The organism is Bradyrhizobium sp. 170 (assembly GCF_023101085.1).
Taxonomy (GTDB): Bacteria; Pseudomonadota; Alphaproteobacteria; order Rhizobiales; family Xanthobacteraceae; genus Bradyrhizobium.
The window spans coordinates 8330788-8343908 of the sequence record NZ_CP064703.1 but is presented as its reverse complement, the minus strand read 5'-3'; the positions used below and the strand labels follow the sequence as shown (position 1 = coordinate 8343908).

Genomic DNA, 13121 nt, shown 5'->3' with positions numbered 1-13121 from the left:
CCAGTCCTTACGGTTCTTGATCTTCGATCAACTCGCCAAAGCCAATCCAGCTCTTGCCGTCGAATCGCTGCATGCGGAGCTGCTGGAACAGCAGATAGTCGTCGGGACCGGTGGTCACGGTGACGCCCGGCAGCAGCAGCGGCAGCGAGACCTTGTTCAGCGAGGTGGCCTTCTTCAGCACGTTAGCACGGCTCAGATCGTCGCCGCACGCGCGCAGCACGTGCGCCAGCAACACGGTGCCGGTATAGCCGCCGGCGTAGGTGGTGTCGTGCGGATCGGCTGATGGCATGTACTGCTTCATGAAGGCGAAATATTCCTTCACGTCGGCATCATCGGCCCATTGCGGATCGTTGATGTTCTTCTGATAGGCCGAGGACACCAGCCCGGTCGCGTTGTCGAGCCCTGCGGGCGTCAGGATCGTCGCGATCGAGGTCACCGAAGTGGGCACTAGGAACAGGTCCGGCTTGAAGCCCATCTCGGCGCTGCGGCGGATCATTTGCGAGCCGAACTTGCCGATGGCGACGCCGTAGAACACGTTGGCGCCTGAAGCCTTCAGCGTGGCGAGCTGTGAATCGATCGTCGGCTGGGTGGTCTCGTAGACCGCCTCGGCCACGATCATGCTGGCCGCCTTGTCGCCGAGGCCGCGCTTGAACGCGGAGACGTAGTCACGGCCGAAATCGTCGTTCTGCGACAGGATCGCGATCTTGGCATCGGGCTTGGTGCGCAGCACGTGCTTGGCATAGATGACGCCCTCGGACTGGTATGAGGCCATTCCGGCCATCGTCCACGGAAAATTCTTCGGGTCCGCCCATTTGCTGGCGCCGGTGGTGATGAAGAGATGCGGCACCTTCTTGCCGTTCAGGTAGCGGTGGATCGCGCTGTTGGTCGGCGTGCCCAGCGTCCCGAAAATCAACAGGACTTCGTCCTGCTCGACCAGCCGGCGCGTCTGCTCGACGGTCTTGGGTGGCGAATAGGCATCGTCGAGGCTGAGCAGCTTGAGCTTGCGGCCGTTGATGCCACCTTCCGCATTCACCTTCTCGAAATAGGCCTGCGCGATCTTGCCGAGCCCGGAATAGCCCGACAGCGGACCGCTATAGGGCATGGTCTGCCCGATCAGGATTTCGTCGGCGGTAACGCCGTTTTCCGCGCGGGCCGTGCCCCCCGCAAGCGCCAGCAATCCGGCGCAGCATATCGTAACGGCTCTCATCATTTCACTCCCCTTTGGTTTATTTGATCGGCTGTTGAAACCGGCGCGTCTTAGGCGCGCGCTCGGTTGAGAAAGTCACTGCTGGCCTCGGTGAACTCGTACTTGAGGCGTTCCACCAGTTCGGCGACCGGCGGCGCGTCCGCGATCTGGCCGATGCCCTGGCCGGAGCCCCAGATGTCGCGCCATGCCTTGGCCTTGGTGTTGCCGCCGGAGCCGAAATTCATCTTCGACTTGTCGCTGAGCGGCAGATTGTCAGGATCGAGGCCTGCGGCCACGATCGAGGGCCCGAGATAATTGCCGTGCACGCCGGTGAACAGGTTCGAGTAGACGATGTCGTGCGCCGCGTGCTCGACCAGCGCGGCCTTGTAGGCCGGATCGGCGTTGGCTTCCGCCGTCGCGATAAAGCGGGTGCCCATGTAGGCCGCATCAGCGCCAAGCGCGAGCGCCGACGCGATGCCCCAGCCGTCGGAGATCGCGCCCGACAAGAGGACGGTGCCCTTGAACCATTGCTTGACCTCGCGCAGCAGTGCGAACGGCGACAGCGTGCCGGCATGGCCGCCGGCGCCGGCGCAGACCAGAATGAGACCGTCGACGCCATGGTCGGCGGCTTTCCGCGCATGCTTGACGTTGATCACGTCATGGAAAACCACGCCGCCATAGGAATGTGCGGCCTCGACGATTTCGATCGGCGGCCGCAGGGAAGTGATGATGATGGGCACCTGGTGCTTCACGCAGGTCTCCATGTCCTTCATCAGCCGGTCGTTGGAGGCGTGGCAGATCTGGTTGACCGCGTAGGGCGCGACCTTCTTCTCCGGATGCAGCGCCTTGTACTCGCCAAGCTCGTTCTCGATTCGGCTCAGCCACTCGTCGAGCTTCTCCACGGGGCGGGCGTTCAGCGCGGGGAACGAGCCGACGATGCCAGCCTTGCACTGGGCGATCACGAGTTCCGGTCCGGACACGATGAACAGCGGCGAGCCGACCACCGGCAGTTCGAGCGAATTGGCAAGCGAAGCGGGCAGCGGCATTCGGTTCCTCCTTGATGGCGCAGGGCCGGTTACGTCCGGAGCGCATCCATTGATGTTGATTTGAGAGCTTCAGGCCGGGCGGAGCCGCTGGCCTGCGCTTGTTACCGTCCATTATAGGGCTGGACGGCACGCTCCAGCCGTTCAATATTGAACAGATAACCAATCAGGAATGAACAGTGCGGCTATGGCGTCGCGGGGGGAGCCGATGGACTGGGACCTGTGCAAGACCTTCGTCGCGGTGGCCGAGACCCGCAGCTTCGCCGCCGCCGCGCGGCGATTGCGCTCCAGCCATCCGACGGTCGGCCGCAAGATCGCCGAGCTGGAAGGCCAGCTCGGCATTCCCCTGTTCGCGCGCTCCAATGAAGGTCTTTCGCTGACCGCGCAGGGCCGCAAGTTTCGCGAGCATGTCGAGGCCATGGCGGCGGCGGCGCTGCGTGCGGAAGCCGCGGTGTCGGCGACGGGGGCGCAGGCGCGCGGCGTCGTCAAGCTGTCGATCGGTTCGACGCTCGCCTCGCACTGGCTGATGCCGAAGCTCGGTCCGTTCCTGCGCGCGCATGACCATATCCAGCTCGAGATCATCACCCATCCGTATCCGGCCAGCGTGCGCCGACGCGAGGCCGATGTCGTGTTGCGGCCGGTGGACAGCGGCGAAGAGAACTTGATCGGGCGCAAGATCGGCCGCCTCGGCACCGGCTTCTACGCCTCGCGGGATTACGCCGCGCGGCAGCGGCTCCCCGAACGGCGCGACGAATGGAAGGGCCACAGCGTCATCGGCTTCGCCGACCGATTGTCGAACGAACGGCTGGCGCGCTGGAGCGACGCGATCACGCGGCAGGGGTCGATGGTGATGCGATGCTCGTCGCAGGGCGACATGCTCGGTGCGGCGCGCGCGGGCCTGGGGATTTCCACGCTGTCCTGTTTTGTCGCGGCCGCCTATCCGGATCTCGTCCGCGTCGCGCCACAGAAGCTCGCCAGCGTGGCGGACCTCTGGCTGCTGGCGCATCCCGATCTCGTCGAACTTCCGGCGGTGCGTGCCGTGATCGATTTCGTCACGGCTTCCGCGCGGGAAGACCGGGTGAGGTTGCGGGGGTGAGTTTGTCGGCCAGCACGCCCTCGCGCTTTTTCAGCACCCGATAATAACTCCACCACAGATGCGCCGCCGCGCCACGCAAGGGACGCCACGGCTCGGCAAGCGGCGCCATCTGCTTGGCGTTAGGTCGCGCCTGCAGGCCAAGCCCGATCTTGATCGCCTCCTGTATGGCGATATCGCCCGCCGGCCAGGCATCGCCATGGCCGAGACAGAACAGCAGGTAGACGTCGGCGGTCCACGGGCCGATGCCGTGCAGCGCGGTCAGGGTGTGGTGGGCGGCATCCGCATCCTCTTCCGCCAGCACGTCGAGATTGAGCCGCTCGGCGGCGAGTTCGCGCGCGATATTCTTCAGCGTCTTGATCTTGGCGGCCGAAAGCCCGAGCCGGCCGAGGCGGTCGGTGCGGGCCTTGCCGATGGTGTGATGATCGAACGGATCGAACGCGGCCGCCAGCCGCGCCCAGATCGCGCCGGCGCTCGCGGTGGACAATTGCTGTCCGCACACGATCGCGGCCAGCCCAGCAAAACCCGGCTCGCGCTGCCGCAGCGCCGGCATCCCCGTCAGCTCGAGGATGGGTTTCAGCCGCACGTCCTGCTTGACCAGCGCGAGGACGGCGTCTTCGAGGTCGGACTGGCTGCTGAGGTGGATGGTCATCAAGGAATCTTCTTCGTCATGGCCGGGCATGGTAATCTGCCTTGTGCAGACTGCGAATAGCCGTCTGCGGTCTCCGGCTGTCGATATCTTTCTGCCTCGGCGGACAGGTCACAGCCCGCCCCTGAGCTGGAAAGATGAGTTTGAGAAGCATCCCACCCGAGATGGATGGCGAGAAGGTCGCGCTTATCGATGCGCTGCTCGATCGCATAGCCTGCGAGCATAAGGTATTCTTGCCGCTGGCCATTGAGAGCGGAAGCCGTGCATGGGGCTTTTCCTCGCCTGACAGCGACTACGATTGTCGCTTCGTCTACGTGCGGCGTATTGCGGAGCATATCACCCCTTGGCCAGCGCGAGACGTCATCGAGTTCCCGCCCAAAGATGACCTGGACGCGAACGGATGGGATCTTGGCAAGGCGCTCCGGCTGCTGCTGAAGGGCAATGCGGTGATTGTCGAGTGGTTGTTGTCGCCCGTGATCTATCGCGGGCAGGCCTGGTTCCGGGACGGTTTCCTGGAGTTCGCCCGGCATGCCGCGACCCGCGAGGCCATTGGTCGCCATTACCTTCATCTTGGAGAGCGCCAGAGACGGGTTTATTTTGGCGATGGGACAAGCGTGGCGCAGAAGAAAATCTTCTATGCGCTCCGTCCCGCCGCAACCTTGCGCTGGCTGCGGGTGCACCCGATGGAAGCTATCGCGCCAATGCACTTTCCGACACTGATGGCGGAATGCGATCCCCCGGCCGCGTTGAGCAGGGAGGTTGCCGATCTCATGCGCCGCAAGCTTGCGACGCGCGAGCTTGGCGCCGCTCCGCTGCCGCCGATCGTCGCGAGCTTCATCGATTCGGAATTCGAATTGGCGCGGGCGTCGTTTGAGAGCGGTCGCGCGCGGGCGCCCGAAGAAGTCGTCGCGCAGGCCGAACGATTCTACCGGGCGGTCGTCGAGCGCCTGGAGTGGGATGGCCATGGCAGCCCCGATATGCCGGGAACTGCGTGATGCCGCCACCCGTTTTCCGATTCGCGCCGAGCCCGAACGGCTACCTCCATCTTGGCCACGCCTATTCGGCGCTGCTGAATTTCGACCTCGCGCGTCGCGCCGGCGGCCGGTTCCTGCTGCGGATCGAGGATATCGACGCCACAAGATGCCGGGGCGAATTCGAGGCGGCGATCTATGAAGACCTCGCCTGGCTGGGGATATCCTGGGAAACGCCGGTGCGGCGGCAATCGGAACATTTTGCGCGCTATCGGGAGGCGGTCGAAAGATTGGCAGGCTTGGGCCTGATCTATCCGAGCTTCGAGAGCCGCGCGGAAATCGCCCGTCTGGTCGCGCAACGCGAAGCCGATGCACCGTGGCCGTGCGATCCCGACGGGGCGCCGCTCTATCCGGGGCCTGCGAAATCGCTGCCGCCGGACCAACGCCGGCAGTTGATCGCGGAAGGCACGCCTTACGCGCTGCGGCTCGACATGCAGGCCGCGCTCGCGCGCACGAAAGAACTGGCCTGGCACGAGGATGGTGAAGGCCCCGGCGGCGAGACCGGCGTCGTGAGCGCGGAACCCGAAGCCTGGGGCGATGTCATCCTGGCGCGCAAGGAGACGCCAACAAGTTATCATTTGTCCGTCGTGATCGATGACGCGCTGCAGGGCGTGACCGACGTGGTGCGGGGCAGGGACCTGTTCTGGTCGACGAGCGTGCACTTGCTGTTGCAGCAACTGCTCGGTATCCCGCAACCGGTCTATCGGCATCACCGGCTGATCGAAGATTCGTCGGGACACAAGCTCTCGAAATCGACGCGAAGCACCGCCTTGCGCGAACTGCGTGGGCAAGGTGCCACCCCTGCGGATATTCGCAGCCTCGTCGGCTTGTCCGACGACTTCCGTAATACTACTGGGGGTTGTTGAAAACGTCTCCGTGACATCGGCCGCCATCGCGTGTCATGCTGGTTGCGGCAGAGGAAGGGGGACCATGGCGGCGAAGCGGCGCTCACGGCGCATCACACGGCCAGTAAAGAAGCGGCCAGCGAAAAAGCGCGTATCCAGCGCCGCGGCAAAAGTGCGCGGTGCCCGCAAATCCGCCGTCGCCGTCTCCGGTATGGTCGAGACCGCGCTGGCGGCATTTGCGCACGAGGTCCGCACGCCGCTCACGGGCATTCTGGCGATCAGCAATCTGCTCGCGACCTCCGATCTCGACGAGCGCGAACGGCGCTGGGTCGACACCATCAAGGCGGGCGCGGAACATCTGGCGAGTCTGGCGACCCTGTTCGTCGATGCGGCGCGCAACGGCGGTCCCGGGCTCGAGGTGCGGCAGGACTTCTTCGACCTGCGCACGCTCGCGCGCAATGCCGGCGATTCGTTGACCGGGCGTGCGGCGGCGAAGGGCCTGCAGTCGTCGGTCGTTATTTCTGAAAAACTCCCGGGGTTTGCGATCGGCGATCCCGTTCGCCTGCGCGCCGCGGTGGAGAACCTGATCGACAATGCCGTGAAATTCACCGAGCAGGGCAGTGTCGCCCTTCAGGTCACGCCCCTGCGCAGCCCGAAAGGCAAGGTCGCCGTTGCATTCGAGGTCTCCGACAGCGGGATCGGCCTCACGCTGAGCGAGGTCAAACGCCTGTTCCGGCCGTTTTCGCAGGCCAATGTCTCCATTGCATCGCGCTTCGGCGGCGCAGGGCTCGGATTGTCGTCGGTCAAGCAACTGGCGCGCGCCATGGGCGGCGATGTCACCGTGACGCAACGCCGTGGCGGCGGCGCCACCTTTACCTTCAAGGTCGTGATGTCACCGGCAAAGGACGCGGTGACGGCGGCGTCCGGCGCCGATGGCGAGGTATCGATCGGTTCGCCGCGGCCGTTGCGCCTGCTCAGCGTCGAGGACAATCCGTTCGGCCGCGTCGTCCTCAACGCGATCCTGACCGAGCTCGGTCACCAGGCCGAATTCATCGGCCAGGGCGAGGCGGCGCCCGAGCGGCTCACGCAGGGCGCATTCGATGCGGTGCTGATGGACATGGTCCTGCCGGGGATCAACGGAATCGAAGCGATCACGCGCATTCGCGCGCTTCAGCCGCCGCTCGGGCGCATTCCGATCATCGGCATATCCGGTCGCGGCGAGGACGAGGCGGCATCGCGCGCCGCCGGCGCCGATATCTTTCTGGTCAAGCCTGTGTCTCCGCGCGCGCTCGCGACTGCGCTGCATGAAGCGACATCCCCTTCGGCAATCGCGACTTCATGATGGCCGCATTCAGTTCGCCGCCGTAAACGAAAATCGCGGCAATGAAATACAGAAACACCAGCGCGATGATGACCGAGGCAAGCCCCGCATACATCGTCACGTAGTTGCTGGCGAAGCGCGCCAGATATTGGCCGAAAACGATGCCCGAGATCAGCGACGCCACCATCGTAAAGATGATGCCCGGCAGGATCTGCAGAAAACTTCGGCGGCCGCAGGGTAGCCAGGCATGCAGGACGAACAGCGCCACGATCATCGCCGTGATGGTAATGCCGTAGCGGGCGAGATTGAGAAGGCTTTCATTGGACTCGACGAAAAACGGAATGTGGCGGCGTGCCGTTTCCAGGATCAGCGGACCGAGCACGATCAGGAACGCCATCGCGAGCGAGGTGAAGGCCGCGACCAGCGTATAGCCGATCGATTCCAGCCGCAGCCAGTACCACGCCCGCGGCTCGACCACCGAATAGGCGCGGTTGAGCGCGACCCGCACCGCCTCGACGCCGTTGGAAGCGAAATAGACCGCCAGCACCGCGCCGACGGTCAGGATATCGCCGCGCGTCGTGGTCAGCACGTCGTGGATTTCGCCCGACAGCGCGTCCGCGACCTGTTGCGGCCAGGTCTGCAGCAGCAGCCCCACCGCGCCGTCGGCGAGCTCCTTGGAGCCGAAAAAGCCGGCCAGCGACGTCAGCACGATCAGGAACGGGAACAGCGCCATCAACGTCGACAGTGCGATATGGCTCGCGATCGCCCAGCCGTCATCGGCAAGGAACGTATAGAACGCCTCCATGACAACGAGGTAGACGTAGCGAATGAGCCTCACATCTCACCTCGATCAGGGTACGGCGATCCGGTCCCGAAACTTGGGCTAGCATCTGATATTATTGGCTTAAAAGCCAGATCGTCGAGCGGTGCGCGAGGGTTGTGCGAGGGATTGTGAACGTGTGGAAGTCGGCGCTTGCCGGTGTTATGTAGCGCCGATGGCATCCTTTCTGAGTTCGATCGTCCTCCCGGTCGCGGTTGCGGCGGTAGCCATCGTGCTGCTGCTCGGCCTCGTCAACATGATGCGCGGCGGCTCGCCGAGCCGCTCGCAGAACCTGATGCGGCTTCGGGTGTTGCTGCAGTTCGTCGCCATCGTCCTCATCATGGTCACGGTCTGGGCGATGGGCAAATAAGGGCAAGATAAAGGGACGCGCCAATGGTCGTACTCAACCGCATCTATACCAGGACCGGCGATGACGGCACCACGGCGCTCGGCAGCGGCGAACGCCGTCCGAAATACGATCTGCGCATCTCGGCCTATGGCACCGCGGACGAGACCAATGCCGCCATCGGCGTGGTCCGGCTGCACCTTGGCGAGGCCCGCGAACTCGATGCGATGCTGGGACGGATCCAGAACGACCTGTTCGATCTCGGCGCCGATCTCGCGGTGCCCCAGCGCGACGGCAAGGCCGAACGGTTGCGGATGCTCTCAAGCCAGGTCGAACGGCTCGAGCGCGACATCGACAGCCTGAACGAGCATCTCGCGCCCCTGACCTCGTTCGTCCTGCCCGGCGGCACCCCCGCTGCGGCATACCTGCATCTCGCCCGCACCATATGCCGCCGGGCGGAACGGATTATGGTGGAACTCGCCGCCAACCCCGAGGAGCCGGTCAGCGAGGCGGCCATTCAGTATATGAACCGCCTGTCGGATTTCCTGTTCGTCGCCAGCCGCGCCATGAACGATAATGGGGCCGGAGACGTGTTGTGGGTGCCCGGTCAGAACCGTTAAGGTAGGCCTTGTCAGAGGGCCGATTTTTGGCTTTCGCGCGTTGACCGCCGATAGCGGGACCTTTAGGTTCCGCGCCCAAGCCGATAGCTAGCTAATAAAGCCAATTAAACCCAGAATTCAAGCGAAAGAGGATCGATGAAGGTTCTTGTGCCGGTAAAGCGGGTGGTCGATTACAACGTCAAGGTCCGCGTCAAGAGCGACGGAACGGGCGTCGAACTCGCCAACGTCAAGATGTCGATGAATCCGTTCGACGAAATCGCCGTCGAGGAAGCGCTGCGCCTGAAGGAAGCCGGCAAGGCGACCGAGGTGGTGGTGGTGTCGATCGGCCCGGCGCAGGCCTCGGAGACGATCCGGACCGGTCTTGCGATGGGCGCCGACCGCGGCATCCTGGTCAAGGCCGAAGGCAACGTCGAACCGCTGGCGGTCGCCAAGATTCTTAAAGCCATCGCCGAGCAGGAGAAGCCCGGGCTGATCATTCTGGGCAAACAGGCGATCGACGACGATTCGAACCAGACCGGCCAGATGCTGGCGGCGCTGCTCGGATGGTCGCAGGCGACCTTCGCCTCCAAGCTCGAAGTCGAAGGAAGCGATTTCAAGGTCACGCGCGAGGTCGACGGCGGCCTGCAGACCGTGAAGCTGAAGGGGCCTGCCATCGTCACCACCGATTTGCGGCTGAACGAGCCGCGCTACGCGTCGCTGCCCAACATCATGAAGGCGAAGAAGAAGCCGATCGACGACAAGAGCGCGTCCGACTACGGCGTCGATCTCACGCCGCATCTCGAAATCCTCAAGACCACAGAACCGCCCGGCCGCAAGGGAGGCGTCAAGGTCAAGGACGTCGCTGAGCTGATCTCGAAACTCAAGACCGAAGCCGGGGTTCTCTGATGACGACGCTATTGATTGCCGAACACGACAACGCGTCGATCAAGGACGCGACCAACAAGACGCTGACGGCAGCAGCCGCGCTCGGCGCCGACGTACACGTGCTGGTCGCCGGTGAAAACGCCAAGGCGGCGGCCGATGCCGCGGCCAAGCTTGCCGGCGTCACCAAGGTGCTGCTCGCCGATAACGCCGCCTACGCTCACGACCTCGCCGAGCCGCTGGCCGCGCTGATCGTGTCGCTGGCGCCTTCCTACGACGCCTTCGTCGCGCCCGCGACCTCGCGCTTCAAGAACGTGATGCCGCGCGTCGCAGCGCTGCTCGACGTGATGCAGGTGTCGGAAATCATCAAGGTGGTCTCGCCGGATACTTTCGAGCGGCCGATCTATGCCGGTAACGCGATCCAGACGGTGAAATCAAAGGACGCCAAGAAGGTCATCACGGTGCGGACCTCGACTTTCGCCGCGGCAGGTGACGGCGGCAGTGCGCCGGTGGAGAACGCCACTGCTGCGGCCGATCCGGGCCTATCCAGCTTCGTCGGTGAGGAAGTGGCAAAAAGCGACCGTCCGGAACTGACGTCCGCAAAGATCATCGTCTCCGGTGGCCGCGCGATGCAGAGCCGCGAGAACTTTGCCAAATATATCGAGCCGCTCGCCGACAAGCTCGGCGCCGGCGTCGGCGCCTCGCGCGCCGCGGTCGATGCCGGCTATGCGCCCAACGACTGGCAGGTCGGCCAGACCGGCAAGGTGGTCGCCCCGGAACTATATGTCGCGATCGGTATCTCCGGCGCGATCCAGCATCTCGCCGGCATGAAGGATTCCAAGGTGATCGTTGCGATCAACAAGGATGAAGACGCGCCGATCTTCCAGGTTGCCGATTACGGCCTGGTGGCGGACCTCTATCAGGCGGTTCCTGAGCTGACCGAAGCGCTCGGCAAGCTAGGAAAGTAACCACGGCGATAAACGACGGCCGGATGCGCAACATCCGGCCGATGTTTTATGCTAGAGCGATTTCAAGCGAAGTGGATTTGGCCTTCGCGTGAAGAAAACGTGCCAAAGACCAGGACCAGGGGATGAACAGGCGCGAAGTGCGCGCCGTTCCGGTGGATGACAAGATGGCGGTGACAATCAAGAAGGTCGGCGTGATCGGCTCGGGCCAGATGGGCAACGGGATTGCGCATGTGGCGGCGCTCGCCGGCTTCGACGTGGTGCTCAACGATCTGTCCGATGAACGGCTGAAGTCGGCGATGGCGACCATCAACGGCCATTTGTCGCGCCAGGTTGCCAAGCAGACCATCACCGAGGACGCGCGTAAAAAGGCGCTCTCCCGGATTACCTCCAGCGAGACGCTGGACGGTTTGGCGGACTGCGACCTCGTGATCGAGACCGCGGTCGAAAAGGAAGAGGTCAAGCGCAAGATCTTTCACGAACTTTGCGCGGTGCTGAAGCCGGAAGCGATCGTCGCGACCAATTCCTCGTCGATCTCGATCACGCGGCTCGCTGCCTCGACCGACCGCCCCGAGCGCTTCATCGGCATTCATTTCATGAATCCGGTGCCGGCGATGGAACTGGTCGAGCTGATCCGCGGCATCGCCACCGACGATTCCACCTTCGAAACGGCAAAGGAATTTGTCGGCAAGGTCGGCAAGCAGATCGCGGTATCAGAGGATTTTCCGGCCTTCATCGTTAACCGCATCCTGCTGCCGATGATCAACGAGGCGATCTACACGCTCTATGAGGGCGTCGGGAACGTCGAGGCGATCGATGCGGCGATGAAGCTCGGCGCACATCATCCGATGGGGCCGCTGGAACTCGCCGATTTCATCGGCCTCGATACGTGTCTTTCGATCATGCAGGTGCTGCACGAGGGGCTGGCGGATTCGAAATACCGGCCGTGCCCGTTGCTGGTGAAATACGTCGAAGCCGGCTGGCTCGGCCGCAAGACGCAGCGCGGCTTCTACGACTATCGCGGCGACAAGCCGGTCCCGACGCGGTAGGGCTCCACCCTCGACGCCGTAAGGTGGGCAAAGCGCAGCGTGCCCACCATGCCTCCGCAAATTCAAACGTCGACGGGCGCCATCGCCGGTTGTGAAAAAAAGATCGGTGGGCACGCTTCGCTTTGCCCACCCTACTTTTTTTCATTTCACGCCGCTCGGACAGGTTCCACCGCGTCCACCGCACAATCTCCAGAGTTCATTAACCGGTGCCGGGGTAGGGTGCCCTCAGGTTTGAGGAGTGCTGTGTATGGACATGATGGCTATGGTTTCGAGCATGATGGCGATGAAGGCGGCGGGCACGCAGCAGCAGATCCAGACCTCGATCATCAAACAGAACGCCGATGCCGAGAAGGCTGCGGTCCAGACGCTGCTCGGCACCGCCAATCTCGCCCCCGGCGTCGGCGGCAACGTCAATATTGCGGCCTGAGAAATATCCCCCAAGCAGCTCGGTAGGGTGGGCAAAGGCGCGCTTGCGCCGCGCCCACCATTTAATGCAGCGCCGGTGATGGTGGGCACGCTTCGCTTTGCCCACCGATTCTGTCGCCTTACCTTTACGAACCCGCCTTTACCGGCTCCATCGCGGCCTTGATCAGCTTGATCGCGTCCTCGCTGGCCCATTCGGCGGGACCGGCAAGGTTGCCGATTTCGCAGCCCTGGCCGTCGACCAGTATCGAGGTCGGCATGCCGAGCGCCTTGCCTACGCCCTTAAGATCCTGAAAAACCTTGGCTTTTGAGTCGGCGAAATAGCCGAGCCGGGTCAGATTGGCCTCTTTGAGGAAGTTTTTCGGCTTCTCGGGGTCGCGGGTGTCGATATTGACGGCGACCACCTCAAAGTCCTTGCCCCCGAGCTTGGCCTGCAGGCTGTCCAGCGCCGGCATCTCTTTACGACAAGGCACGCACCAGGTGGCCCACAGGTTCACCAGCACGGTCTTGCCGCGCCATTCCGACAGCTTCCTCGGCTTGCCTTCGGCATCCTCAAAAGCGAGATCGGGGAGCCGCAGCGGGGCCGTCGCCATGGTCAGCGCGGCCACCTCGCCATGCGCCAGCGGCGCGATTTTGCGGGCCAGTTCGACCGCTCCGGTACAGGAGGGATCGCCGCCCGTGCCGCGCTTGAAGTCGCCGAGCCCGTAAAACGCGCCCAATCCGATCACGCCCACAGCCGCCACTGCACTGATGGCGAGCGGGATCCGGCGCTTCGTGGCCGGGCGGGGCGGGGACATTTCGGGCATATCGTTTGTCATCCTGTATCAGATACGGCTATGCAGGGCCGAAGATTACGGTCGAGTTACGGC

General features: G+C 63.7%; 15 protein-coding genes. 10 read left to right on the top strand and 5 right to left on the bottom strand.

What is annotated here, in order from left to right:
- Nucleotides 1–7: 7 nt before the first annotated feature.
- Nucleotides 8–1207: an ABC transporter substrate-binding protein gene (locus IVB05_RS39310; protein ID WP_247787325.1), complete on the bottom strand. Its 1200-nt coding sequence runs from the start codon at nucleotides 1205–1207 to the stop codon at nucleotides 8–10.
- A gap of 50 nt (nucleotides 1208–1257) precedes the next feature.
- Nucleotides 1258–2232, bottom strand: a complete 975-nt coding sequence (locus IVB05_RS39305) for a nitronate monooxygenase family protein (RefSeq protein ID WP_247781446.1) — start codon at nucleotides 2230–2232, stop codon at nucleotides 1258–1260.
- 205 nt (nucleotides 2233–2437) lie between these two features.
- Between IVB05_RS39305 and IVB05_RS39300 the strand changes: the two genes are divergently transcribed.
- On the top strand, nucleotides 2438–3325 hold the full coding sequence (locus IVB05_RS39300; RefSeq protein WP_247781445.1) for a LysR family transcriptional regulator: 888 nt from the start codon (nucleotides 2438–2440) through the stop codon (nucleotides 3323–3325).
- On the opposite strand, the gene IVB05_RS39295 is transcribed toward IVB05_RS39300, so the two are convergent.
- Complete coding sequence (locus tag IVB05_RS39295) at nucleotides 3282–3974, bottom strand: DNA-3-methyladenine glycosylase 2 family protein (RefSeq protein ID WP_247781444.1); 693 nt, start codon at nucleotides 3972–3974, stop codon at nucleotides 3282–3284. The genes IVB05_RS39300 and IVB05_RS39295 overlap by 44 nt on opposite strands.
- 161 nt (nucleotides 3975–4135) lie before the next feature.
- Between IVB05_RS39295 and IVB05_RS39290 the strand changes: the two genes are divergently transcribed.
- The 3 genes from IVB05_RS39290 to IVB05_RS39280 all read left to right on the top strand — a co-directional run bounded on the left by IVB05_RS39290 (nucleotide 4136) and on the right by IVB05_RS39280 (nucleotide 7189).
- Nucleotides 4136–4966: a nucleotidyltransferase domain-containing protein gene (locus IVB05_RS39290; protein ID WP_247781443.1), complete on the top strand. Its 831-nt coding sequence runs from the start codon at nucleotides 4136–4138 to the stop codon at nucleotides 4964–4966.
- A complete protein-coding gene (gluQRS, locus tag IVB05_RS39285; RefSeq protein ID WP_247781442.1) occupies nucleotides 4966–5868 on the top strand; it encodes a tRNA glutamyl-Q(34) synthetase GluQRS in 903 nt (300 codons plus the stop codon). The genes IVB05_RS39290 and gluQRS overlap by 1 nt, the downstream gene beginning before the upstream one ends.
- 64 nt (nucleotides 5869–5932) lie before the next feature.
- Entirely contained in the window at nucleotides 5933–7189 is a 1257-nt protein-coding gene (locus IVB05_RS39280) for an ATP-binding protein (protein ID WP_247781441.1), read from the top strand.
- Here the strand turns inward: IVB05_RS39280 and IVB05_RS39275 are convergent.
- Nucleotides 7113–8006, bottom strand: a complete 894-nt coding sequence (locus IVB05_RS39275) for a YihY/virulence factor BrkB family protein (protein ID WP_247781440.1) — start codon at nucleotides 8004–8006, stop codon at nucleotides 7113–7115. The genes IVB05_RS39280 and IVB05_RS39275 overlap by 77 nt on opposite strands.
- A gap of 157 nt (nucleotides 8007–8163) precedes the next feature.
- Here IVB05_RS39275 and IVB05_RS39270 point away from each other — a divergent pair, with 157 nt between their 5' ends.
- The 6 genes from IVB05_RS39270 to IVB05_RS39245 all read left to right on the top strand — a co-directional run bounded on the left by IVB05_RS39270 (nucleotide 8164) and on the right by IVB05_RS39245 (nucleotide 12256).
- Nucleotides 8164–8358 (top strand): twin transmembrane helix small protein, encoded by a 195-nt coding sequence (locus IVB05_RS39270; protein ID WP_247781439.1) that lies wholly within the window; start codon nucleotides 8164–8166, stop codon nucleotides 8356–8358.
- Nucleotides 8359–8381: 23 nt separating this feature from the next.
- Nucleotides 8382–8954, top strand: a complete 573-nt coding sequence (locus tag IVB05_RS39265) for a cob(I)yrinic acid a,c-diamide adenosyltransferase (RefSeq protein WP_247781438.1) — start codon at nucleotides 8382–8384, stop codon at nucleotides 8952–8954.
- A 135-nt stretch (nucleotides 8955–9089) separates the two neighbouring features.
- Nucleotides 9090–9839 (top strand): electron transfer flavoprotein subunit beta/FixA family protein, encoded by a 750-nt coding sequence (locus IVB05_RS39260; protein ID WP_247781437.1) that lies wholly within the window; start codon nucleotides 9090–9092, stop codon nucleotides 9837–9839.
- Nucleotides 9839–10783 carry an FAD-binding protein gene (locus tag IVB05_RS39255; RefSeq protein WP_247781436.1) on the top strand — a complete coding sequence of 315 codons (945 nt, stop codon included), beginning with the start codon at nucleotides 9839–9841 and terminating at the stop codon, nucleotides 10781–10783. The genes IVB05_RS39260 and IVB05_RS39255 overlap by 1 nt, the downstream gene beginning before the upstream one ends.
- Nucleotides 10784–10947: 164 nt before the next feature.
- Complete coding sequence (locus IVB05_RS39250) at nucleotides 10948–11829, top strand: 3-hydroxybutyryl-CoA dehydrogenase (RefSeq protein ID WP_247787323.1); 882 nt, start codon at nucleotides 10948–10950, stop codon at nucleotides 11827–11829.
- A gap of 247 nt (nucleotides 11830–12076) precedes the next feature.
- Entirely contained in the window at nucleotides 12077–12256 is a 180-nt protein-coding gene (locus IVB05_RS39245; protein WP_247781435.1) for a putative motility protein, read from the top strand.
- 124 nt (nucleotides 12257–12380) lie between these two features.
- Here the strand turns inward: IVB05_RS39245 and IVB05_RS39240 are convergent, their stop codons facing one another.
- Nucleotides 12381–13049: a TlpA disulfide reductase family protein gene (locus tag IVB05_RS39240; RefSeq protein ID WP_247781434.1), complete on the bottom strand. Its 669-nt coding sequence runs from the start codon at nucleotides 13047–13049 to the stop codon at nucleotides 12381–12383.
- Nucleotides 13050–13121: the final 72 nt, after the last annotated feature.

What these genes read in the sequence shown, in the direction of transcription:
- IVB05_RS39280 (WP_247781441.1), top strand. Translation starts at nt 5,933, where the DNA reads ATGGCGGCGAAGCGGCGCTCACGGCGCATCACACGGCCAGTAAAGAAG.
- IVB05_RS39240 (WP_247781434.1), bottom strand. Translation starts at nt 13,049, where the DNA reads ATGTCCCCGCCCCGCCCGGCCACGAAGCGCCGGATCCCGCTCGCCATC.
- gluQRS (WP_247781442.1), top strand. Translation starts at nt 4,966, where the DNA reads ATGCCGCCACCCGTTTTCCGATTCGCGCCGAGCCCGAACGGCTACCTC.
- IVB05_RS39295 (WP_247781444.1), bottom strand. Translation starts at nt 3,974, where the DNA reads ATGACCATCCACCTCAGCAGCCAGTCCGACCTCGAAGACGCCGTCCTC.
- IVB05_RS39300 (WP_247781445.1), top strand. Translation starts at nt 2,438, where the DNA reads ATGGACTGGGACCTGTGCAAGACCTTCGTCGCGGTGGCCGAGACCCGC.
- IVB05_RS39290 (WP_247781443.1), top strand. Translation starts at nt 4,136, where the DNA reads ATGGATGGCGAGAAGGTCGCGCTTATCGATGCGCTGCTCGATCGCATA.
- IVB05_RS39250 (WP_247787323.1), top strand. Translation starts at nt 10,948, where the DNA reads ATGGCGGTGACAATCAAGAAGGTCGGCGTGATCGGCTCGGGCCAGATG.
- IVB05_RS39305 (WP_247781446.1), bottom strand. Translation starts at nt 2,232, where the DNA reads ATGCCGCTGCCCGCTTCGCTTGCCAATTCGCTCGAACTGCCGGTGGTC.
- IVB05_RS39255 (WP_247781436.1), top strand. Translation starts at nt 9,839, where the DNA reads ATGACGACGCTATTGATTGCCGAACACGACAACGCGTCGATCAAGGAC.
- IVB05_RS39260 (WP_247781437.1), top strand. Translation starts at nt 9,090, where the DNA reads ATGAAGGTTCTTGTGCCGGTAAAGCGGGTGGTCGATTACAACGTCAAG.
- IVB05_RS39245 (WP_247781435.1), top strand. Translation starts at nt 12,077, where the DNA reads ATGGACATGATGGCTATGGTTTCGAGCATGATGGCGATGAAGGCGGCG.
- IVB05_RS39310 (WP_247787325.1), bottom strand. Translation starts at nt 1,207, where the DNA reads ATGAGAGCCGTTACGATATGCTGCGCCGGATTGCTGGCGCTTGCGGGG.
- IVB05_RS39270 (WP_247781439.1), top strand. Translation starts at nt 8,164, where the DNA reads ATGGCATCCTTTCTGAGTTCGATCGTCCTCCCGGTCGCGGTTGCGGCG.
- IVB05_RS39265 (WP_247781438.1), top strand. Translation starts at nt 8,382, where the DNA reads ATGGTCGTACTCAACCGCATCTATACCAGGACCGGCGATGACGGCACC.